This is a genomic window from Nonomuraea sp. NBC_00507 (assembly GCF_036013525.1).
Classification (GTDB): Bacteria; Actinomycetota; Actinomycetes; order Streptosporangiales; family Streptosporangiaceae; genus Nonomuraea.
On record NZ_CP107853.1, the window covers coordinates 8,422,400 to 8,443,407 of the forward strand.

Genomic DNA, 21,008 nt, shown 5'->3' on the forward strand with positions numbered 1-21,008 from the left:
GGATTTTGAAGATCGAGTCATGTTGAGGTGTGTGGGGCTGATGGTGGCGGCTGCGGTGTAGCGCTGGGTGATAACCGCAGTTAGGCGGCCAGGTGGGCGTCGCGAGCGAGGGCGCCGATGGCGGCTTGGTAGGCGCGTGAGGCGGAGCGTAGGCGGCTGTCGGCCGGTGGATCGGGATCGGTGATCTGGGTGAGGCCGGGGATCAGGAATCGCTGGGCCAGGTGGGTGATGAAGAGTGCGTGCGCGATCCCGGTGGGGGTGACCTGGTAGGTGCGGCTGTGCGGGATGCGGGTGATGATGCCGTGGGCGCGGAGTCTGCGTAGGTCGTAGCTGATCTGGCCGCTGGTCATGGCCTCCGGGGCGAGCCCGAGTAGGGGCGCGAGGTGGTGGCGCAGGAGGCGGTTGGTGAAGCCTGCGGGCAGCAGGGCCAGAGTGCAGCAGACGTTGAGCAGGGCGCGGACGCGGGGATCGGTGAAGCGTAGTCCGGGGATGCGGGTTCCGGTGTCGGTGATGACCGGATCGATGATCGCGGCCAGCGCGGCGGCTCCGTCGGCGGGATCGTGGCTGATGCATTCGACGTCGAGCAGACGCCGGTTGGCGGTGAAGCCGACCTGCTGAAGTGCGGGCAGGTTAGTCAGCTCTTTGCCGATGCCGAAATCGCGGGTCTGGTTGATGGTGGTCTCGGTCCGTAATGCACGTCCTTCCTTGAGGTACTGCTTGACCTGGGTCTTCTTGTAATACAGATAAAGGTAGGGGTCGACGCCCTCGGTGATGATCTGGGTGCGGAAGCTGCCCGGGGTGGCGCCCTTGCCGTGGTGGCGGCGGATCTGGCGGTCGAAGACGATGCTCACCTTGTCGGGACGGCCGATGTCAATGTTGTCGCGGATGAGCTGGTCGAAGAAGATCCGGGCAGAGCGCGGGCGGTCCATCACCTGGGTGGTGGACAGCTCGATCTGCTGGATGGAGGCCTGCCAGCGGTAGTCGGCCGCCTCGTCCTCGGCGGTGAAGGGGTGGGGCAGGCGGGCCAGCCACTTGCCGAGGAAGCGGTAGATCGCCTCCTGGCTCAGGCCGTCACAGATCCTCTGGATCGCCTGCGGCTCCTCGGCCGCGACGATGGCGTTGTCGGCCGCGGTGAAGCCGATCCCGGCGCGCTCGCACTGGCGCTTGGCGTACTCGTGACCGTTGAGGTAGACCTGCCCGTTGAACGGGAAGTAGCCGCAGAACTTGACGTAGAACGGGCCGAAGTCACGATCGAAGCCGTAGAAGTACCAGTGGTTGACCAGCGCGGGCTCCTTGGCCAGCCACGGATAGGACTTACCGGTGCCCGCGTCGCGGCGCTGCCGGGTCCGCCAAATGCGGGTCTTTTCCTGGGCCCGCCCGACGAACAGGATCCGTTCGCCGCCGTTGTGTCCGGCCAGGTATTGCTTGGCGATGTCGTCTTTGCGCTGCTTTTTGGTGAAGTGGACCAGGTCCAGATCGCGGGCGGCGAGCCAGTGGTGAATGTCGGCGGCGAAGTGCTCGGTCATCGGGTGCATCAGCGTCGAGGAGACGAAGCGGTCGCCGCGGTGGTGGCAGAAGAAGCCATGGATGCCCGAGCCGTACTGCAGTCGAGGCTGCCGGAAGGACAGCAGCATCCGGTCCACGCACCGGATCTCGAAGAGAGCGTGATCGGACAACACCTCGGCAGCGGTACGCGGTAGCGTCATCACAGGCTCCGGCTGGAGGCTCGGCCGGCAACGGCCACCCGATCGCTGCGAGCGGTGAATGAACGGACACATTGTGTACCGTCTTAGCCGCCAGCCGGGGTCATTCCGCGGATCCGTAACTCGTTCTCCATCTACGGACCTCAGCCCGCACCGGGCATGTCTCGTCGGGTTGGGGCGAAGCCCCGGTGGGCATTAAGCCCGACGAGGTGACCATCCGCGGCAGCCGCCACACCGAGCCGCCCGTACCCGTCTGTCACACGTAGCGGATCGTCTGCCGCAAACCCGGCTTAACAGTGGACGAGCAAATCAACCAAATTCTTGATCGCTTGTACGCCCACGCTGATCGGATCGGTGAGCTGGCCACCGAGCTCGACCAGATCGACGGGAGCCCCGGCTCTAGCGTCCTACAGGTCGTACGGGTCTTCGAGCACCCCGACGGCGAGGACGCGGACCTCACCAGCCCAGCCGAAGGCCTGCAGATACTACCTGGGCAACACCAGCTCCTCGGCTGGCACCTCGACGCCAGGGCATTGGACTTCCTCCGACGCGCTCACGCGGAGCTAGATATCGACGGGTATGCCTACGGATAGTGAGGCCTCAAGCGCAACGCGCTGGTGTGCTCATACGAGCACAAGACCACCAACCCATAGGACCAACAGCTACGCGCCCGCAAGGTCGACATTGCTCTCTAGGCCAACCCGTCAGCCATCAGCCAGGGGTCTGTCCAGCTGACGGCTCTGTCGCAAGTGTTCTTACACTCCCTCAGCCGGGACGGTTTGTTCAAACATCAGGTGGGGCTAGGCAGGTTCAGCCTCAAAGCTGGCGTATCCATCAAGGCCCTGGCCGAGTTCCTAGGACACGCCGATCCTGGGTTCACTCTCCGGACGTACACGCATCTCATGTCATCGAGCGAAGATCGTATGCGTGAGGCGATCGAGAAGGCGTGGAGTGCCCTAGAAGTGCCCTGATCAGTGGATGGCATCGGGTAGGAGGGTGATGACCAGGAACAACAGTCCTCTCCCTCCTAGTACACCGAGATGTGCGGGTGGTCGTAGTGGTTGGCGGTGGTGCCGCCGCGGTCCGTCATCGTGCGCCAGGCCCCGGTGCGGACGTGCCAGATGCGCTGCCGGTAGATGACGTACATGATGCCGAGGCGCTTGGCGTTCTTGATCGCCCAGTTGGCGATCTCGTCGCCGCGCTTGAGCTCCTCCGCCGACGGCAACGCGCCGCCCCGGCTCAGCATGAAGTCGCACGCCCGGCCCAGCGGGTGCTCGCCGCCGTCCTGGATGGCCCGGTAGCAGCCGATCCCGTACGGCACCTCGAACCGTTCCTGGATGAGCTGCCTGACCAGGGCCATCCGCGGCGTGATGTGATCGGGCCCCTGCGGCAACTGCGGCACGAACGTGCCGTCGGGCCGCAGGCCCGGTGCCTTGTACAGCTGGTCGATCTTGTCCCGGATGCGCTCGATCTGCCGCTCGGCCTTCTTCTTGCGCTTCTCCAGCTCGCCGACGGTGCGCTCGAGATCGCCGGCACGGGCGGCCGCCTCGTCCTGCGCCTGCTGCCGGTCGTCCCTGACCTTGGCGAAGCCGCGGAGCCTGGCGTCCTGGAGTGCGACGAGGTGCTGGACGAGCGCCATCCTGCCGAGGAGCCCGGACGGGTCCTGCGGGCCGGTCAGCAGGGCGACCTGGCTGGGCTCGGTGCCGGTGTACTGGGCGATGGCCATCGCCCTGAGCTCGGTGGAGTTCTGGTCGTAGACCTCCTGGGCGGCGGCCAGCTTCTCATGTGCTGATTTTTCGGCTTTTTCGGCCTTCTGGTGGGCGATGCGGCTGTTGTAGTAGTCGGTGATGAGCTTGTCCGACTCCTTCTGGAGCGCGGCGAGTTCGTTCTTGAGCTGCTTCACCGTGGGCTTGGGCTCGGCCCGCGCCGCGGCCGGCGCCGCCGCCAGGAGGGCGGCGGTGAGGACGGCGACCACCCCGCGCCGAGCACCCGACCGGAAGGTGGGGGACGCAACCGCCACGCTTCTCCTTATTGAGAGCCGCAGGGCAGGTTCCGGTCAGGAGGTAATCAGGTCCGGCGTCGCCCTCTATCCGACGCTCGATAGTAGGGGATCGGATGCGGCGGCGTGCAACTCACCGCTTTTCCGCATCACGCGGCCGCCGCGCCCGGCGGGCCACGATCTGCCGGCCGAGCAGCACCGATCCTGGCACCAGCACCATGCCGAGCAGGCTGGAGCCCAGCCCCACGCCGATGTCGGCGTCCAGCAGGCCGTCGCCGTCACCGCCCAGCACCGGCACGTCGAGCGACACCCCGATCGAGATGGAGATCAGCGGCTCGGGGTTCTCGGCGGGCGGGGGCGTGCTGGGATCCGGCGCCCTGGTGGTGGGCGGAGGGTCGTCATCCGGGCTGCTGGGCGGCGGGTCGTCGGGCGGCTCGGTGGTGGGCGGCGGGGTGCTCGGCCGCGGCTCCTGCGAACGCGTCGGCTCCTGCGAGCGGGTCGGCTCGCCGGTCGGATTCCGGGTCTCCGTGGGCGGCGCGGGCCGCGGGGCGTCCGTCGTCGGGGCCGGCCGGCCCGTGGGCGGACCCGTCGGGTCGGGGTACAGCGAGGGATCGCCGGACACCGTGATCGGCGGCGTTTCCGAGAGGGACGCGCGCGGCGTGGTCAGATCCGGCGTGGGGGTGACGGGATCGGCGGTCGGCGGCGGCGCCGACGTGGCCGGCGGGAGCGCGGTGCCGCTCTCGAGCTCGGGAGGCCCGCCCAGGATGACGAACGCCGACACCACCGCCGCCGCGGTGGCCAGCACCAGCCCGCCGGTCATCGCGAACTTGGTCACGGGCGTCAGACCGCTGTGGAACATGCTCGTGGCGGCGTCGCCGGATGCGGCCGCCTGCGCTCTCGGCAGCAGCGCGACGAGCGGCACGGCCAGGACCCCCAGCCCCGTCCGCCCCCGCGACTCCCACTCCTCGCCGTACTCAGCCAGCGCGACGTCCTCCAGCTCCGCCAGAAACGCCTCGGCCGACTCCGGGCGCGCCGCGGGGTCCTTGGCCAGGCCGTGCTGCAGGAGCGGACGCAGCGGCTCCTCGACGTCCTCCAGCGGAGGCACGGCGTGCTGGTGCAGATAGGCCAGCGCGGCGACGTTCTCGCCGTGGAAGGCCCGGTGGCCGGTCAGGCACTCGAAGAACACCAGCGTCGCGGCGTATACGTCGGTCGCCGGGCTGGCCGGGGCGTCGTCCCACTGCTCCGGCGCCATGTACGACGGTGTGCCCACGAGTGCGGCCTGCTCACCGAAGCGGGCCGCCACGCCGAAGTCGACGAGTTTGCTGTCGCCGTCCTGGGTGATGAGCACGTTCTCGGGCTTGAAGTCGCGGTGCACCACCCCGCGCCGGTGGGCCTCGGCCAGCCCGAGCAGCGCCCCCTTCAGCACCGCGAGCGCGGCCTCGGCGCCCGTCCTGCCCTCCTCCTCCAGCAGCCGCCGCAGCGTGACACCGTCGACGAGTTCCATCACGATGACGGCGTCCTGCGGGGACTCGACGTAGTCGAGCACGCGGGCCGTGTGCGGGCTGTCGATCTCCCGGATCAGGTCGGCCTCGGCCCTGAACCGCTCGACGAACTCCTCGTCCTGGAGCAGCGGCTCGGATAAGTGCTTGATCGCGACCGGGAGGCCGTCGGCGTCGCGGACGGCCAGCATCACCCTGCCCGTCCCGCCGTGGCCGAGTTCCCGGATCTCGGTGTAGCCGGGAACCTGCATGTGGGACCTCCTAGACCCCCGATAAGATCCTTATGTCAGGAAGCTAACCTGAGGTCACGCGCCGTGTCGACCCCTTTCGGCAGAGTGATCGCCCCTATGCCGCAATTGGTATCTTTACTACTACATATAGTAGGCGGCGCCGTCAGGCGGCAGGGCGGGCCGGGTGTGCGGTCAGGTACGCGCGGACGTTGCGGGCGGCCTCGCGGCCCGCGCGGTTGGCGCCGATGGTGCTGGCGGACGGCCCATAGCCGACGAGCTGGAGCGCGGGTTCCCTGACGACCTGCGTGCCGTCCATCATGATGCCGCCGCCCGGCTCCCTGAGGCGCAGGGGTGCGAGGTGGTCGAGCGCGGAGCGGAAGCCGGTGGCCCAGATGATCGTGTCGGCCCGCCAGTGCCGTCCGTCCGCCCAGGCGACGCCGTCCGCGGCGATGCGCTGGAACATGGGCAAGCGTTCCAGCGCGCCTTTGTCCAGCGCCTCGCGGACGACGGGCGTGTAGCCGAGCCCGGTGACGCTGACGACGCTTCCCGGCGGGAGCCCGGCGCGTACCCGTTCCTCGACCATGGCGACGGCGGCCCGCCTGGCGTCCTCGCTGAACTCCTCCTCACGCAGGACGGCCGGGCGCCGGGTCACCCACGTCGTCGCGGCGGCGATGCCGGCGATCTCCGACAACACGTGCATGGCGGAATGGCCCCCGCCGACCACGACCACCCGCCGCCCCGCGAACTCCTCCGGCCCTCGATAATCCGCGTAGTGCAGCTGCCGCCCCGCGAACGAGGACGCACCCGGGTAGTAGGGCCAGTACGGCCGGGTCCACGTGCCGGTCGCGTTCACCACCGCCCGGGCCGCCCATTCTCCGGCGCCGGTCCCGATCAGGAGCCGGCCGCCCGGGCCGCGCCGGACGGCGCTCACCTTGACCGGCCGCACGACCTCCAGCCCCACCGTGCGCTCGTAGTCGCCGAAGTACGCCGGGACCACGTCGGCGACGGGCACCGCGCCGTCCTCGTCGTGGGGCCGGCGTACGCCCGGCAGGTCGAAGACGCCGTGCACCTTGTCCATGGTCAGCGACGGCGACCGGTGCCGCCACGCCCCTCCCGGCCCCGGCTCGGCGTCGAGCACGACCGGCTCGAACCCGAACCGCCCCAGGAAGTACGCGCTGGACAGGCCCGCCTGCCCTGCGCCGATCACCACGACGTCGCTGTTCTCCACGATCAGGTGCAACCGCCGCCAACCCCGGGGTCTTCCCACGGCCCAGATCGATGCGCCGGCGGCCCGCCCGCGGGTGCCGCGCGGCCGGTGACCGAACTCGGCCCGCGCCACGATGTCGTCCGCCGTCATCTCCCGGGCGGACAGCGCCGGCAACGTCCGGGTGATCGGCCGCGCCGGGGCAGCCGGCCTCGCCCACGGCCGGCGGCCGCCGGAGCCGATGCCGTCCGCGTCCAGCCGGCGTCCGTTGTCGTCAGTCGATCAGCGCGGCCGTGAACGTCGCCTCGTGCCGCGCGATGTGCTCGATGTCGGTGCGGTAGAGGCGGTCGTCGCCCCTGGCGATGTGGCTCGCGAACGCCTCGTGGCCCGCGGCGGCCTGCTCGTGCATGTGGCGCACGAGGTGGTCGAGGCGGGCCCGGGCTGTCGCGGCCAGCTCGCCGCGGGCGGCGTCGTCCAGGCCGTAAGCGTCGGCGAACAGCCGAAGTCTGCGCGCCTGCTCCGGCGCCGGGTACGTGCTCAGATGGCGCGGGTCGGTCAGGGGCACGAACCGGTAGGCGGCGTACGCGACGTCCCAGACGCGCGGCCCCGGGTGGGCTGTGTCGAAGTCGATGAACGCGACCGGCCGGCCGTCACGGAACACGCAGTTGTACGGGGCGACGTCGCCGTGACAGATGACCTCCGCCGGGGCGACCGCCGGCCAATACCAGGCCACATCCTGATTTTTCGGGAAATCCAGGGTCGCGTCGTGGAGTTCCCGCAGCAGCCTGCCGACGCCCTCCAGCACCTCGTCCGACAGCACCCACTCCGGCAGGGGGTAGCCGGGCACGTCGCCGGGCACGAAGTCCAGGACCTCCCGGCCCTCGCCGTCGATCCCGTGGCAGCCGGGCGCGCCCGCGAACCCGCGGGCCGCGAGGTGATCGAGCACGGCATGCACGCCCGCCGTCCACGGCCCCACCGGCCGCCGCACCGTGTCCCCGACCCGCACGACATGGTTGACACCCCCGCCGGCCAGCACCTCCACGTCCGCCTCCGCTGTCCGCCGTCCCCCGGCGGGTGTCACGTGCACGCTGCGGCTCCTCCTGTTCGCCCTGACGTTCGGGTGATCGTCGCCCGGCCGTCAGTGTGCCACGCGGCGCCGGGACATCGCTCCCGAATAACCGGCCGCCTGCCGCACGCGGGTGAGCCTCAGCGGCGGGCGCCGAAGGCGACGGCCGTGGTGGAGGCGATGACCGACACCAGCACGACGATGACCAGGACGGTGCCGAGCGGGCCCGTGCGGCGCGGCGGCGGCATGACCGGCCTGACCCGGACCTGGGACGTGGCCGTAGGGGTGGGCGTGGGCGTGGGCGTCGGGGGCGTCGGGGAGGGGGACGGCACACGGACGGCCGTCATCCGCCGGGGCTCGGGACGGGGCGCCGCGCGCGGCCGGCGCCGGGGGCACTCCCCGACCTGCACCCGCTCGCCGCACACCGCGCCCGCGTAGATCGTCATCCCCGGCACCTTCACCTTGGGGACCGGCCGCCGGGTCCCCGGTCGCCGCCCGGCGATGGACACCCCGGGGACGGGTGACCGCCACACCTTCACGCCCGGCACGGACCCGTCCATGGAGACCTTCCGGGGAGGCACCGGCGGTCGTACGGACACCTCGGGGATCGCCACGGACACGTCACGGATGGCCACGGACACCTCGGGCATGCCGGTCGGCGGCCGCTCCCGGTCCGCGGCGGCGGGACCGGCCGCGCCGATCGCCACCAGCCCGACGGCGAGCAGCAGCGGCGTCCGCCCGCCCCGCCCGCCCCCGGTGCGCGACGCACGCCACCACCGGACACCCACAGGCCGCGACACGCGCCATCGCCAGGCACCCACAGGCCTGGACGCGCGCCACCGCCAGGCACCCGCGCGCCGCCGCCGGACGCCCGCGTAACGGGACCCGCCCCACCGCACGCCCCCGTAACGGGACCCGCTCCACCGCACGCCCGACGAGCGGGAGGCGCGCCGTCTGCCCGCCACCCTCACACCCCTTCGCCGACGCGCGCGAACTCCTGCAACGCTCCCTGGAACGCCTCGGGCCCGACGGCCAGCGGCCCGTCGAAGGCCCGGGAGATGTCCCACGTCAGGTAGGTGCCGAAGCCCAGCAACGCCGCCATCGCCACCAGCGGCAGGATCGTCAGCCCCTGCGGCCGGGCCCCGGCCAGGAACGGGAATACGATGACGACCACGCCGGTGAGGATCGTCAGGAACAGCAGCCCGTCGGGCGGGGCCGCGGCGGCGTCGGCGCTGCGCTGGGCACGGGCCATGGAGATCGCGCCGATGTGCTGAAGGAGATTTCCCCTGGCCTCCTCCTCGTCCTCACCGCTCACCTCGAGGTCGCTGACGCGGCCGCGCAGCTCGTCCATCCTGGCGGCGCCGACCGGGTCCATCCGGCCCTGGGCCATGAGCGGCCACTCGTCCCTGACCACGAAGATGACGTATTCGCGCAGCGCGGTGCGCACCTGCCGGGCCGCGTCGTCCGGCAGGCCGGCAGCCGTCCAGTAGGCGTCGATCGCGGCCTGGCTCTCGGTATGGGTGTTCTGCCGGGCGGTGTCGGCCTTCGTCCACGGCACGATGATCGCGATGGCGAACACCAGCAGGAACATGGCCGACAACATCGCCCCCGCGTGGCCGGCGGAAGGACCGCCGGGATCGCGGTCCTCGCCGCCACGTCTGAACAGCCTGAACACCAGCGCGGTGAGCATCACCACGCCTACCGCCGCCAGGATCGAGAGCGTGTACGCCACCATGAAATCTCCCGAACACACATCGGATACGCAGTGTCACATTACTATCACACTGTGCAATGTTGGCGTCAGGCCCGGAAGGGTAAAGCTCCGGCAACGCGCCCATGCGTGCACCCTCAGGACCGAGGGCAGGACGGTTTGGACGGATTGGCGGCCATTCCCCGGCCGCTCTGACCATTCGTCCAGCGACGCTGTGATGAACCGGAAATCTCTGCACCATGAATGCCCGTGAATCTCAACGGCCGCAAATTCGTGATGGTGAGCTCGACGGCGAGCGTGGTGGACCCGGACAGTCCCACGGAGTTCCTGTACTGGGAGGCCGACGGGGTGGTGTGGGGCAGCTACACCGGCGACACCGTGACCCACGGGCGCTTCGTCGGAACCCGCGACGGCGAGCAGGTGTCGATCGCCTACGTGCACGCGCTGAAGGCCGGCGGGACGGCGGGCGGCAGGAGCAGCAGCCGCGTCGAGGCCGGGGACGACGGGCTGTTGCGCCTGGTGGAGGAGTTCACGTTCGAGGGTGACGACACACCGCACGTCAGCGTCTGTGCGGAGATCCCGGACTGAACGCGCTGACCGCCGCAGGCCATGACGTCGTGGTGCTCACCCGGCATCCGGTACGCGGCCGTGACGTCCGCTGGGACGGCGAGACCCTGGGTCCATGGGCAGAGGAGATCGACGGCAGCGACGTCGTGGTCAATCTGGCCGGACGCAGCGTCAACTGCCGCTACACCGCCGCCAATCTGCGGGCCATGATGGATTCGCGGGTGCGTTCCACCCGTGTCGTGGGTGAGGCGATCGCCGCCGCCGTGCGGCCTCCCCGGGTCTGGCTGCAGATGAGCACGGCCACGGTCTATTCCCACCGTTTCGACGCGCCCAACGACGAGGCGACCGGTGAGCTCGGCGGGGCCGAATCCGGCGTTCCGGGCTACTGGGCCTACAGCGTCGAGATCGCACAGGCGTGGGAGCGGGCACAGGAACAAGCGGAAACTCCGCACACCCGCAAGGTCAGCATGCGCGCGGCCATGGTGATGAGTCCCGAGCGCGGTGGCGTCTTCGACGTGTTGCTGCGGCTGGTGCGGCTGGGCCTCGGCGGCCCGGTCGCGGGTGGCGCGCAGTACGTGTCATGGATCCACGACGGTGATTTCGTCCGCGCCGTCGAGTTCCTGGCCGGCCGCGACGACCTCACCGGGCCGGTGAACCTCGCCGCTCCCGTTCCCTTGCCGCAGCGCACGTTCATGCGCGTGCTGCGCGCCGCGTGGGGTGTTCCGGTGGGCCTGCCCGCAACGCGATGGATGGCCGAGCTCGGCGCGTTCGCGCTGCGCTCGGATACCGAACTCCTGCTGAAAAGTCGCCGGGTCGTCCCCGGCCGCCTGCTCGAAGCCGGCTTCGCCTTCGACTATGCGCAGTGGCCGGAGGCCGCCGCCGACCTCGTGCGGCGCGTGCGCGGCGGGCCCGGCTCCACCGGCTGAGCATCCGGCTCCTGCCGCACGCGAAGACCCTAGTCGTCCTTCTTGAGCGCGGCCCGGCCCTCGGCGGCGCCGACGAAGCGCATCTTGCCGAGCGGCACGTCGCCCTGCGTCTCCTGCGCCGGGCGCGGGCTCCGGCGCGCCTGCCGGCCGTCGCTGGGCAGCACATACGGCCGCTTGAGCACCTCGTCCAGGATGAAGACCGTCTCGGTCGCCTTGACCGCCGGGATGTTGGCCAGCCGGTCGGTCACCATGGTGTGCACCGCCGCCACGTCCGCCACCCGTACCTGGATCATCGCGTCGTGCTGGCCGGTGGTGATCGCGCAGTACTCCACCTCCGGCATCCTGGCGAGCTCGGCCCTGAACTGCTTCCACATCTGCTGCCGCACGGTCACGAAGATCAGTGCGGTGATGCCGAGCCCGGCCCGCACGTGGTCGATCTCGGCGGTGAACCCCTTGATCGCGCCGTCCGCGCGCAACGCCTCGAAGCGGGTGTAGGCGCTCGCGCGGGAGATGCCCACCCGCTCGGCCAGCGCGGCGACCGAGATCCTGCCGTTCTCGCGCAGGACTTCGAGCATCTTCATGTGGACGTCGTCCAATTCGAGCCCGATGCCGATCCGTCCAGACGGACCACCACCGCTGCCAGCATTTCTGGATATTTCACTCATCATTACCTCGTCGATCTCATATACGTCTTGCCGGTCGCGCAGTGCCTGGACATTCTGCCGCACAATCCTCGACATCTTTCTGCCAGACGTCCACATGTGGAGGACCACCATGGCGACCCGCTCGCAGACGGCGGCTGTGCTGCTCGCCGCTGCGCTCACCCTCGCCGCCTGCGCAAGCGGCGGCGGCACCTCCCAGTCGCCCGCGGCCTCCGGCGGCGGCAAGACCCTCGTCATCGACACGTCCTTCGACCTCAAGACGGCCGACCCGGGCCGCACGTACGAGCCGACGGGACTGATCGTCGGCAAGGCCGTCTACGAGACGCTGCTCACCTTCGACGGGGCCGACGTCACCAAGCCGATGCCGGCCCTGGCCGAGTCGTACGAGCTGAGCGAGGACGGCAAGACGCTGACGCTGAAGCTCAAGCAGGGCGCCACGTTCGCCGACGGCGCGCCGGTGACCGCGGACGACGTGGTGTTCTCGCTGACCCGTGTGCGGGACATGAAGGGCACCCCGTCGTTCCTGCTGGACGGCGTCGAGGTGGCCAAGACCGACGACACGACGATCACGCTGACGTCGAAGGCGGCGAACCCGGCACTGCCGTACATCCTGCCGAACCCGGCGCTCGGCATCATCAACAGCAAGCTCGCCCAGCAGCACGGCGCCACCACGGACCCGCAGGACAAGGCCGAGCAGTGGCTGAACTCCGCCTCCGCGGGGTCCGGCCCGTACATGATCGAGTCGTTCAACGTGAGCAGCCAGGTCACGCTCAAGGCGAACCCGAAGTACTACGGCACGAAGCCCGCCTACGACAAGGTCGTGCTGCGTAACGTCGAGGCCGCCACCCAGAAGCTCAACGTGGCGCGCGGCGACAGCCAGGTGGCGCTGAACCTGTCCGGCGACCAGGTCGCCGGCATGCCCGCGACGCTCCAGGTCAAGAAGACCGCCTCGGCGAACGTCATCTTCCTGCTGGCCAACCAGGACTCCGCGATCAGCAAGACCACGCCGAACGCCAAGTTCGTCGAGGCCGTGCGCAAGGGCGTGGACTACGCGGGACTGCTGGAGCTGGCCGGCGAGGGCTCGACCCAGGCGCCCGGCGTCATCCCGTCGCAGCTCCTCGGCGCGCTGCCGCCCGAGCAGGCCGCCCAGCGGGACGTCGAGGGTGCCAAGGCGGCGCTGGCCGCCAGCGGGCTGTCCAACCCGACCGTGAAGCTGGAGTACCCGAGCGAGCTGACCGTGAACGGGCTGTCGTTCCAGCCGCTGGCCGAGCGGATCCAGGCCAACCTCAAGGAGGTCGGCATCACGGTGGACCTCCAGCCGGCGCCGGTCACCACGGCGCTGGACAACTACCGCAACGGCAAGGAGGAGATGGGCCTGTGGTACTGGGGCCCTGACTACCCCGACCCGAGCGACTACCTGGCCTTCCTCCCCGGGAAGCTGGTGGGGCTGCGGGCCGGCTGGAAGGCGGGGGCCGCCAAGGAGATCGAGGCCGCGGGCGACAAGGCCGCCACCGCGATCGGCGACGACGCCCGCAAGAGCGCCTACGCCGACGTGCAGACCAAGCTCAACGCCTCCGGGCCGTTCATCCCGCTGATCCAGCCGAGCCAGAACATCGTGACGGCGGGGTCGGTGACCGGGCTCGAGTACCACCCCGTGTGGACGGTCGACGTCGCCGATCTCGGCGTGAAGTAAGAGGTCCCCGCACGTGTCCGACACTCCGGACGCCGTCAAGGCGACGCGACCCGAGCGACAGGGGCAGGGGCGGCCGAGCTCCGGCAGGCAGGCGCATCCGCTGGCGCGGTTCCTCGTCCGCCGCATCCTGCTCGCCGTCCTCATGGCCTGGGGCATCACGCTCGTCACGTTCGTCCTGACGAATCTCGTCCCCGGCGACCCGGTGGCCGCCAACCTGGGCCAGCGCGCCCTGGGCGACCCGGCGATCGTCGCCCAGTGGCGGGCCGAGCACGGCCTGGACAAGCCGCTCTGGCAGCAGTACGCCCTGCACCTGCAGGGCCTGCTCCAGGGCGACCTGGGCACCAGCCAGCAGAGCCACCGCCCGGTGAGCCAGGACCTGGCCGAGTTCGTGCCGGCGACGCTGGAGCTGGCCGGGGCGGCGATCCTGGTGTCGCTGGTGCTGGGGGTGGCGTTCGGCGTGGTCGCCGCCCTGCGCAGGGACCGGCTGGCGGATCACACGCTGCGGCTGCTGAGCCTGATCGGCATCTCCGTCCCGACGTTCTGGCTGGCGCTGCTCGCGTTCTACGTGTTCTTCTACCGCCTGCAGCTCACCCCGGGCAGCGGCCGGGTGGACGCGGCGCTCGGCTCGGCGCCTGCCGTGACCGGGCTGCAGACGGTGGACGCGCTGCTGGCGGGCCGGTGGGACATCTTCACCTCCGCCGTCGGCCACCTGATCACGCCCGCGCTGGTGCTGGCGCTCTACACGATCGGGCTGCTCACCCGCTTCACCCGCTCGGCGGTGCTGGAGGTGCTCGGCCAGGATTATGTCCGCGCCGCCCGCGCCAAGGGCCTGCCCGGCCGGGTGATCCTCTTCCGGTACGTGCTGCGCTCGGCCCTGGTCCCGATCATCACGGTGGCGGGCCTGGCCTTCGGCAGCCTCCTATCGGGGACGGTGCTGGTGGAGGCCATCTTCGCCTGGCCCGGCGTCGGCCAGTACGCCTACAAGAGCGCCACCACCCTCGACCTGCCCGCCGTCATGGGCGTCGGCCTGGTCGTGGGCGTCGTCTACCTGGTCATCAACCTGATCGTGGACGTCCTATACGGCGTGATCGACCCCCGAGTGAGGCTGCAATGACACGCCCCTTGTTGAGCAGGCTTCCGGAGGCGTGGCGGCAGCCGCTGGCCGTCGCCGGCGGCGTGCTGGCGGCGGCCTGGCTGGTGATCGCCCTGGCCGCGCCCCTCCTCGCGCCGCACGACCCGCTGGCGCAGGACCTGCCGCGGCTGGCGGCGCCCGGCCCCGGGCACTGGTTCGGCACCGACCAGCTGGGGCGCGACATCCTGAGCCGCGTCATGTACGGGGCGCGGGTGTCGATCCCGCTCACGTTGCTGCTGGTGACGCTGTCGGTGCTGATCGGCGGCCTGCTGGGCGCGTGCGCCGGGTACTTCGGCAGGTGGGTGGATGAGACGATCATGCGGGTGGCGGACCTGGTGTTCGCGTTCCCGACCGTGATCCTGGCCATGGTGGTGGCCGCGGCGCTGGGCGCGAGCCTGGCCAACGCGGTGCTGGCCGTGCTGGTCGTGGCCTGGCCCGCCTACGCCCGGGTCACGCGCGGGCTGGTGCTGGGGGTGCGGGAGCGGGAGTTCGTGCTGAGCGGGCGGCTGCTGGGCTTCTCGGTGTGGCGGTCGCTGCGGGTGGACGTGCTGCCCAACGTGACCGGCCCGGTGCTCGTGCTGGCGACCCTGGACATCGGCACGGCCCTGTTGCTGCTGTCCGGGCTGTCCTTCCTGGGCCTGGGGGCCAAGCCGCCCTCTCCCGAGTGGGGGGCGATGGTGGCCTCGGGGGTCGAGGTGTTCGACAGCTGGTGGGTGGCGACGTTCCCGGGGCTGGCGATCCTGACGGTGGTGCTGGCGTTCAACTTCCTCGGCGACACGCTGCGTGACGCGCTCGACCCCCGTACGGCCCGCGCGATCAAGGAGCGTGCGCTGTGACAACGACGACTCTCGACATCGCGGGGCTGACGGTGTCGATCGGCGGCAAGGAGATCCTGCTCGGCGTCGACCTGCGGCTGGAGCCGGGCAGGGTGCACGGGCTGGCCGGCGAGAGCGGGTCCGGCAAGACGATGACCGGGCTGGCGGTCCTGGGCCTGCTGCCGCACGGCGCGCGGACCTCGGGCGCCATCCGGCTCGGCGAGCGCGACCTGCTCACCCTGCCGCCCAAGGAGCTGAACCGGGTACGCGGCGGCGAGGTCGCCATGGTCTTCCAGGACCCGGCGACGAGCCTGCACCCGATGCTGACGATCGGGAAGCAGCTCACCGAGCACATGCGGCACCATCTGGGGCTGGGCAAGGCCGAGGCCCGGGCGCGGGCGGTGGAGCTGCTGGGCAAGGTCCGTATCCCCGGCCCGCAGGAGGCCTACCGGCGCTTCCCCCACCAGTTCTCCGGCGGCATGCGGCAGCGGATCGCGATCGCGATCGCGCTTGCCTGCTCGCCCAAGGTGCTGATCGCCGACGAGCCGACGACCGCGCTGGACGTGACCGTGCAGGCGGGCGTGCTGCGGCTGCTGCGCGGGCTCTGCGACGAGCTGGGGCTGGCGGTGCTGCTGGTCACCCACGACCTGGGGGTGATGTCGGCGGTCGCGGACGAAGTGAGCGTGATGAAGGACGGCCTGGTCGTCGAGTCGGGGCCGCGGGGCCGGGTGCTGCGCGAGCCGGAGCACGCCTACACCCGTTCGCTGCTGGAATCCCTGCCGGAGGCGCAGTGAGCGAGCGCAGCGAGCGAACCAATGAGCACGGGACCCTGGCTCACAGGACCGACGAAGGAGGGCCTGTGAGCCTGCTGAGCATCGACGACCTGGTCGTCGAGCACCGCTCCCCCGGCCGTCCCGCCGTGCGGGCGGTGGCGGGGGCCAGTCTGCAGGTCGCTCCCGGCGAGGTCGTCGGGCTGGTCGGCGAGTCCGGGTGCGGCAAGTCGACGCTGGCGCGCGCGGTCTGCGGGCTGAACCCGATCACCGAGGGCTCGATCACGTTCGAGGGGCAGCCGGTCACGCCGCTGGGCCTGCGGCACAGGAAGCTGACCGGCATCCAGATGGTGTTCCAGGATCCGTACACGTCGCTGAACCCGCGCCGGCGGGCCGGCGACCAGATCGCCGACGGGCTGCGCACCTCGGGAGACACCGGCACCACGGCCGCCGACCTGCTGGAACGGGTGGGGCTGCCGCGGGACTTCGCCGGGCGGCATCCGCACGAGTTCTCCGGCGGGCAGCGGCAGCGCGTCGCGATCGCCCGGGCCCTCGCCGCCCGGCCGCGGCTGCTGATCGGCGACGAGCCGATCTCGGCGCTGGACGCCTCGGCGCAGTCGCAGGTGGCCACGCTGATGCGGGACCTGGCCGTGCAGTCGGGGGCGGGGCTGCTGTTCATCAGCCACGACCTGTCCGTGGTGCGGGTGATCGCGGACCGGATCGCCGTCATGTACCTGGGCAAGATCGTCGAGGTGGGCCGCACGGAGGAGGTGTGGGCCGAGCCGCGGCATCCGTACACGCAGGCGCTGCTCAAGGCCATTCCCCGGCCGGACGGGAGAGGCGTGCTGCCCGCGGAGTTGCCCGGGGACGTACCGGATCCGGCGAATCCGCCGGAGGGGTGCAGGTTCCACCCGCGGTGCCCGTTCGTGATGGACGTGTGCCGGGTGAAGGAGCCCGCGTTCGGGCCGGTGGCCTGCTGGCTGCACGAGCCGACGTGACGCGGGAGCGGGTGGAGGCGCGGCTGAAGGCCGTGCGGACGGCGATGGCCGACGAAGGCGTCGATGCGCTGGTGTTGCGGCCGTCGCCGGACTTCCGCTTCCTCGGCGGTCATGGGGCGGACTTTCTCGTGGTGACGCGGGACACGCTCGCCGAGACCGCCGATCCGGCGCGATGGGTGCCGGAGGGGGCGCGGCGGGTCGGGGTGGACGCGGAGATGCGGGTGCGGGAGCTGTTCGGGCTGGCGATCGAGGCCGAGCTGGTGCCCGCGTCCGCGGTGCTGGCCCCGCTGCGGCTGCGTAAGGAGCCCGACGAGCTCGCCGCCCTCGAGCGGGCGGCGCTGCGGGCCGAGGAGGTGCTGGGGCAGGCGCGGGAGCTGGCCTGGTTCGGCGCGTCCGAGCGGGCGATGGCGGCCGCGCTGCGGATGCTGGCGCTGGAGTCGGGCTGCGAGGAGGTGCTGGCGCTGCGGGTGGCGGCGGGCGAGCACACGGCGCGGCCCGCGCACCTGCCGGGCGACCGCGTGATCAACCCTGGGGACGCGCTGCTGGTGTCGTTGTGCGGGCGGTGGGACGGCTACTGCGCGGAGGTGGCGCGGGTCTTCGCGGTGGCCGAGCCGCCGGAGGACTTCGAGGCCATGTACTCGGTGGTGCTGGCCGCCTACGGCGCCGCTCTGGCGGCGGCCCGGCCGCCCGCGCCTGCCTCGGATGTCGTGCGGGCGGTCGGCGCGGTGATCGACGGCAGCGGGTACGGCCGGTTCGCCGCCGCGCATGCCGGCCGCGGCGTCGGCCTGGGCCCGGACGAGGGGCCGCAGCTGGGCGAGGACACGCCGCTCGCGCCCGGCATGACGTTCTGCCTGGAGCCGGCGATCTATGTGCCCGAGCTGTTCGGCGCGCGGGTCGCGGACGTGGTGGCCTGCACGGAGGCGGGTCCTGTGGTGCTGAGCTCCGGCCCGCCCGGGGTGGACTCCCTGTACGTGCTCGAACGCTAATGGTCATCGGTGCCGGCCAAGGCGGGCCGCACACCATGCCTGACCTGCGCGGTGGTTTGATGGCCAGGGGACCGCACCGCGACGGGTCGTTCTAGCACGTCCTACTTGGGGAGAGAGTGTGAAGATCACAGGGGTTGAGCTGCGGCGGATCGCGATGCCGCTGGTGGCGCCGTTCCGCACCTCGTTCGGCACCGAGACCGCCCGCGACGTCCTGCTGGTCAGGGTCGTGACACCGGACGCCGAAGGATGGGCCGAGTGCGTGGCCATGTCCGAGCCGCTCTACTCCCCCGAATACGCCGACGGCGCCGCCGAAGTGATCCGCCGCTTCCTGCTACCCGCCCTGCCCAAGAACCTGAACGTCCACGACGTCGGCCACACCCTCGAACCGATCAAAGGCCACCGCATGGCCAAGGCCGCACTGGAAACCGCCGTACTGGACGCCCAGCTGCGGGCGGCGGGCGAGTCGTTCGCCCGGTTCCTCGGCGCGACCCACACCCGGGTGCCGTGCGGGGTGTCGGTCGGCATCATGGACTCCATCCCGCAACTGCTCGACGCCGTCGCCGGCTACCTGGACGAGGGCTACCTCCGGATCAAGCTGAAAATCGAACCCGGCTGGGACCTCGAACCGGTCCAGGCGGTGCGCGAGCGGTTCGGCGACGACGTGCTGCTCCAGGTGGACGCCAATGCCGCCTACACGCTGGTCGACGCCCCGCGGCTGGCCCGCCTGGACGCGTTCGACCTGCTGCTCATCGAGCAACCCCTGGCCAACGACGACCTCATCCAGCACGCCAAACTGGCACAGCATCTCAAGACGCCGATCTGCCTGGACGAGTCCATCGAATCGGCCGAACACGCCGCCGCCGCAATCGCCCTCGGCTCCTGCTCCATCATCAACATCAAACCCGGCCGCATCGGCGGCTACCTGGAAGCCCGGCGCATCCACGACCTGTGCCGGGCCAACGGAATCGCCGTGTGGTGCGGCGGCATGCTCGAAACCGGCCTCGGCCGAGCCGCCAACGTGGCACTGGCCGCACTCCCCGGCTTCACCCTCCCCGGCGACACCTCGGCATCGCGCCGCTACTACACCACCGACATCACCGAACCGTTCGAGCTCGCGGATGGGCACCTGGACGTGCCCACCCGCCCCGGCATCGGCGTCGAGCCGCTCCCGGACGTGCTCGACGAGGTGACCACCTCCACCGAGTGGATCACCCTCTGAGCTTAGGTGTCGCCAAGTTAGGTAAACCAGTGAGTACCAGGAGAAAACGCCCAATCGGCGATATTCTGCGCCCGCGGTCGGAACGGACATCCGGAAAAGTGTTATCCGGTCGCCCACGGCCAGTCTCCTCCGGACGAGAGATCGTCTCGCGAAAGGACTCACATGGTTCTCCAGACCAGCCGGCGAAACCTGCTCAAGGCGGCGGCGGGTGTGGCAGTGCTCCCGGCGCTCCCGGCGCTGCCGTCCGCGGCGCGGACCTCGGCGGCGTTCAAGCACCCGGGGCTGCTGCACACCCAGGCCGACTTCGACCGGATCGCGGCCGCGGTGCAGGCCGGGGCGCAGCCGTACAAGGCGGGGTGGGAGAAGCTGGTCGCCAACGGGCGTTCGGCGAGCACGTGGAAGGCACGACCGCTGGAGACGGTGGTGCGGGGCGGGACGGGACAGAACTACGTCCAGTTCTACAACGACGTCCACGCCGCCTACCAGAACGCGCTGCGCTGGAAGATCTCCGGGGAGAAGGCGCACGGCGACGCCGCCCGTGACATCCTGAACGCCTGGTCGGGCACGTTGAAGGCGATCAACGGCAACGCCGACCGGTTCCTGGCGGCGGGCATCTACGGCTACCAGATCGCCAACGCCGCCGAGCTCATGCGCGGCTACCCGGGCTTCAACGTCGAGCGGTTCCAGAAGATGCTGCTGAACGTCTTCTACCCGGTGAACGACCGTTTCCTGCGCGAACACAACGGCGCCTGCATCACCAACTACTGGGCCAACTGGGACCTGTGCACCATGGCCTCGGTCATGGCGATCGGGCTCTTCTGCGAGGACCAGGCCACGTTCGAGCGGGCCGTCGACTACTTCAAGAACGGCAAGGGCAACGGCTCCATCATGAACGCCATCCCGTTCCTCCACCCGGGCGGTCTTGCCCAGTGGCAGGAGAGCGGGCGCGACCAGGCACACAGTCTTATGGGCATCGGGCTGATCGGCACCATCGCCGAGATGGCCTGGAACCAGGGCGTCGACCTGTACGGCTACGCCGACAACCGGATCATGAAGGCGTCCGAGTACGTCGCCAAGTACAACCTGGGCCAGGACGTGCCGTTCACCACGTACAAGTGGGGCCACGGCCAGAACTGCGCCCCCCGGGAGCAGACGGTCATCTCGAGCGCGGCGCGCGGCCAGGACCGTCCCGTGTGGGAGCTGATCTACAACCACTACGCCAACCGGCGCGGGCTGGCGGTGCCGTACACGAAGGCGTACGCCGAGCGGGTGCGGGCCGAGGGCGGGGGCGGCAACTACGGGCCGAACAGCGGCGGCTTCGACCAGCTCGGTTTCGGGACCCTGCTGTTCACCCGCGCGGCCGCCGCCTCCGGCGGCTCCGGCGGCCTGCTGCCGACCGGGGCCACCCGCGTGCTCCAGTCGATCAACGTGCCGAAGGAGGGCATCGCCGCCTCGGGCGCCCTCGGCGTGCTCGGCGAGGCGGCGCCGCTGCGGATCGTGCCGGGGCTGGCCGACGCCAAGGGTTACTCGTTCATGGACGAGGACGGCCGCTACCTGCGGCACAAGGACTACCGGCTGCGGTTCGACACCGACAACGGCACCGAGTTGTTCGAGCGGGACGCGACCTTCCTCGCCCGCCCGGGTGGGGCGAGCGGGAGGGTGCGTCTGGAGTCGCTGAACTATCCCGGCCGGTTCATCCGCCACCGTCACCACCAGCTGTGGCTGGACAAGGCCCAGGACACCTCCGCCTTCCGCGCCGACAGCACCTTCAGACCCGCCTCCTCCTGATCGTCGGCGCAGCGCACCCGACGCATCCAACCCCCTGGAA

General features: G+C 70.7%; 19 protein-coding genes. 11 read left to right on the forward strand and 8 right to left on the reverse strand.

What is annotated here, in order from left to right; genetic code table 11:
• Window positions 1-80: 80 nt before the first annotated feature.
• Window positions 81-1,706 (reverse strand): hypothetical protein, encoded by a 1,626-nt coding sequence (locus tag OHA25_RS40620; protein ID WP_327582220.1) that lies wholly within the window; start codon window positions 1,704-1,706, stop codon window positions 81-83.
• A gap of 266 nt (window positions 1,707-1,972) precedes the next feature.
• Between OHA25_RS40620 and OHA25_RS40625 the strand changes: the two genes are divergently transcribed.
• On the forward strand, window positions 1,973-2,296 hold the full coding sequence (locus OHA25_RS40625) for a DUF4279 domain-containing protein (RefSeq protein ID WP_327591113.1): 324 nt from the start codon (window positions 1,973-1,975) through the stop codon (window positions 2,294-2,296).
• Window positions 2,297-2,730: 434 nt separating this feature from the next.
• On the opposite strand, the gene OHA25_RS40630 is transcribed toward OHA25_RS40625, so the two are convergent.
• The 6 genes from OHA25_RS40630 to OHA25_RS40655 all read right to left on the reverse strand — a co-directional run bounded on the left by OHA25_RS40630 (window position 2,731) and on the right by OHA25_RS40655 (window position 9,436).
• On the reverse strand, window positions 2,731-3,723 hold the full coding sequence (locus tag OHA25_RS40630) for a coiled-coil domain-containing protein (protein ID WP_327582221.1): 993 nt from the start codon (window positions 3,721-3,723) through the stop codon (window positions 2,731-2,733).
• A gap of 112 nt (window positions 3,724-3,835) precedes the next feature.
• Complete coding sequence (locus OHA25_RS40635) at window positions 3,836-5,452, reverse strand: serine/threonine-protein kinase (protein WP_327582222.1); 1,617 nt, start codon at window positions 5,450-5,452, stop codon at window positions 3,836-3,838.
• Window positions 5,453-5,594: 142 nt separating this feature from the next.
• Window positions 5,595-6,788, reverse strand: a complete 1,194-nt coding sequence (locus OHA25_RS40640) for an FAD-dependent oxidoreductase (RefSeq protein ID WP_327582223.1) — start codon at window positions 6,786-6,788, stop codon at window positions 5,595-5,597.
• Window positions 6,789-6,909: 121 nt separating this feature from the next.
• Window positions 6,910-7,722: a phosphotransferase enzyme family protein gene (locus tag OHA25_RS40645; protein ID WP_327582224.1), complete on the reverse strand. Its 813-nt coding sequence runs from the start codon at window positions 7,720-7,722 to the stop codon at window positions 6,910-6,912.
• A 119-nt stretch (window positions 7,723-7,841) separates the two neighbouring features.
• Window positions 7,842-8,501 carry a hypothetical protein gene (locus tag OHA25_RS40650; RefSeq protein WP_327582225.1) on the reverse strand — a complete coding sequence of 220 codons (660 nt, stop codon included), beginning with the start codon at window positions 8,499-8,501 and terminating at the stop codon, window positions 7,842-7,844.
• 167 nt (window positions 8,502-8,668) lie between these two features.
• Window positions 8,669-9,436, reverse strand: coding sequence for a bestrophin-like domain (locus OHA25_RS40655; RefSeq protein WP_327582226.1), 768 nt, complete (start codon window positions 9,434-9,436; stop codon window positions 8,669-8,671).
• Window positions 9,437-9,661: 225 nt separating this feature from the next.
• Between OHA25_RS40655 and OHA25_RS40660 the strand changes: the two genes are divergently transcribed.
• Both OHA25_RS40660 and OHA25_RS40665 read left to right on the forward strand, forming a co-directional pair.
• Window positions 9,662-10,000, forward strand: a complete 339-nt coding sequence (locus tag OHA25_RS40660) for a hypothetical protein (RefSeq protein WP_327582227.1) — start codon at window positions 9,662-9,664, stop codon at window positions 9,998-10,000.
• Between the two features lie 5 nt (window positions 10,001-10,005).
• Complete coding sequence (locus OHA25_RS40665; protein ID WP_327591114.1) at window positions 10,006-10,905, forward strand: epimerase; 900 nt, start codon at window positions 10,006-10,008, stop codon at window positions 10,903-10,905.
• Window positions 10,906-10,934: 29 nt separating this feature from the next.
• Here OHA25_RS40665 and OHA25_RS40670 read toward each other — a convergent pair whose 3' ends face one another.
• Window positions 10,935-11,573, reverse strand: coding sequence for an Lrp/AsnC family transcriptional regulator (locus OHA25_RS40670; RefSeq protein ID WP_327591115.1), 639 nt, complete (start codon window positions 11,571-11,573; stop codon window positions 10,935-10,937).
• A 106-nt stretch (window positions 11,574-11,679) separates the two neighbouring features.
• Between OHA25_RS40670 and OHA25_RS40675 the strand changes: the two genes are divergently transcribed.
• The 8 genes from OHA25_RS40675 to OHA25_RS40710 all read left to right on the forward strand — a co-directional run bounded on the left by OHA25_RS40675 (window position 11,680) and on the right by OHA25_RS40710 (window position 20,968).
• Entirely contained in the window at window positions 11,680-13,260 is a 1,581-nt protein-coding gene (locus OHA25_RS40675; protein WP_327582228.1) for an ABC transporter substrate-binding protein, read from the forward strand.
• A 13-nt stretch (window positions 13,261-13,273) separates the two neighbouring features.
• Window positions 13,274-14,374, forward strand: a complete 1,101-nt coding sequence (locus OHA25_RS40680) for an ABC transporter permease (RefSeq protein WP_327582229.1) — start codon at window positions 13,274-13,276, stop codon at window positions 14,372-14,374.
• On the forward strand, window positions 14,371-15,228 hold the full coding sequence (locus tag OHA25_RS40685) for an ABC transporter permease (protein WP_327582230.1): 858 nt from the start codon (window positions 14,371-14,373) through the stop codon (window positions 15,226-15,228). The genes OHA25_RS40680 and OHA25_RS40685 overlap by 4 nt, the downstream gene beginning before the upstream one ends.
• A complete protein-coding gene (locus OHA25_RS40690; RefSeq protein WP_327582231.1) occupies window positions 15,225-16,001 on the forward strand; it encodes an ABC transporter ATP-binding protein in 777 nt (258 codons plus the stop codon). The genes OHA25_RS40685 and OHA25_RS40690 overlap by 4 nt, the downstream gene beginning before the upstream one ends.
• 65 nt (window positions 16,002-16,066) lie before the next feature.
• The gene (locus OHA25_RS40695; protein WP_327582232.1) at window positions 16,067-16,975 is read left to right on the forward strand and encodes an ABC transporter ATP-binding protein; all 909 of its coding nucleotides are present in this window, start codon (window positions 16,067-16,069) and stop codon (window positions 16,973-16,975) included.
• Window positions 16,972-17,961, forward strand: coding sequence for a M24 family metallopeptidase (locus OHA25_RS40700; RefSeq protein ID WP_327582233.1), 990 nt, complete (start codon window positions 16,972-16,974; stop codon window positions 17,959-17,961). The genes OHA25_RS40695 and OHA25_RS40700 overlap by 4 nt, the downstream gene beginning before the upstream one ends.
• A 118-nt stretch (window positions 17,962-18,079) precedes the next feature.
• Window positions 18,080-19,180 (forward strand): o-succinylbenzoate synthase, encoded by a 1,101-nt coding sequence (gene menC / locus OHA25_RS40705; RefSeq protein WP_327582234.1) that lies wholly within the window; start codon window positions 18,080-18,082, stop codon window positions 19,178-19,180.
• 162 nt (window positions 19,181-19,342) lie between these two features.
• On the forward strand, window positions 19,343-20,968 hold the full coding sequence (locus tag OHA25_RS40710; protein ID WP_327582235.1) for an AbfB domain-containing protein: 1,626 nt from the start codon (window positions 19,343-19,345) through the stop codon (window positions 20,966-20,968).
• Window positions 20,969-21,008: the final 40 nt, after the last annotated feature.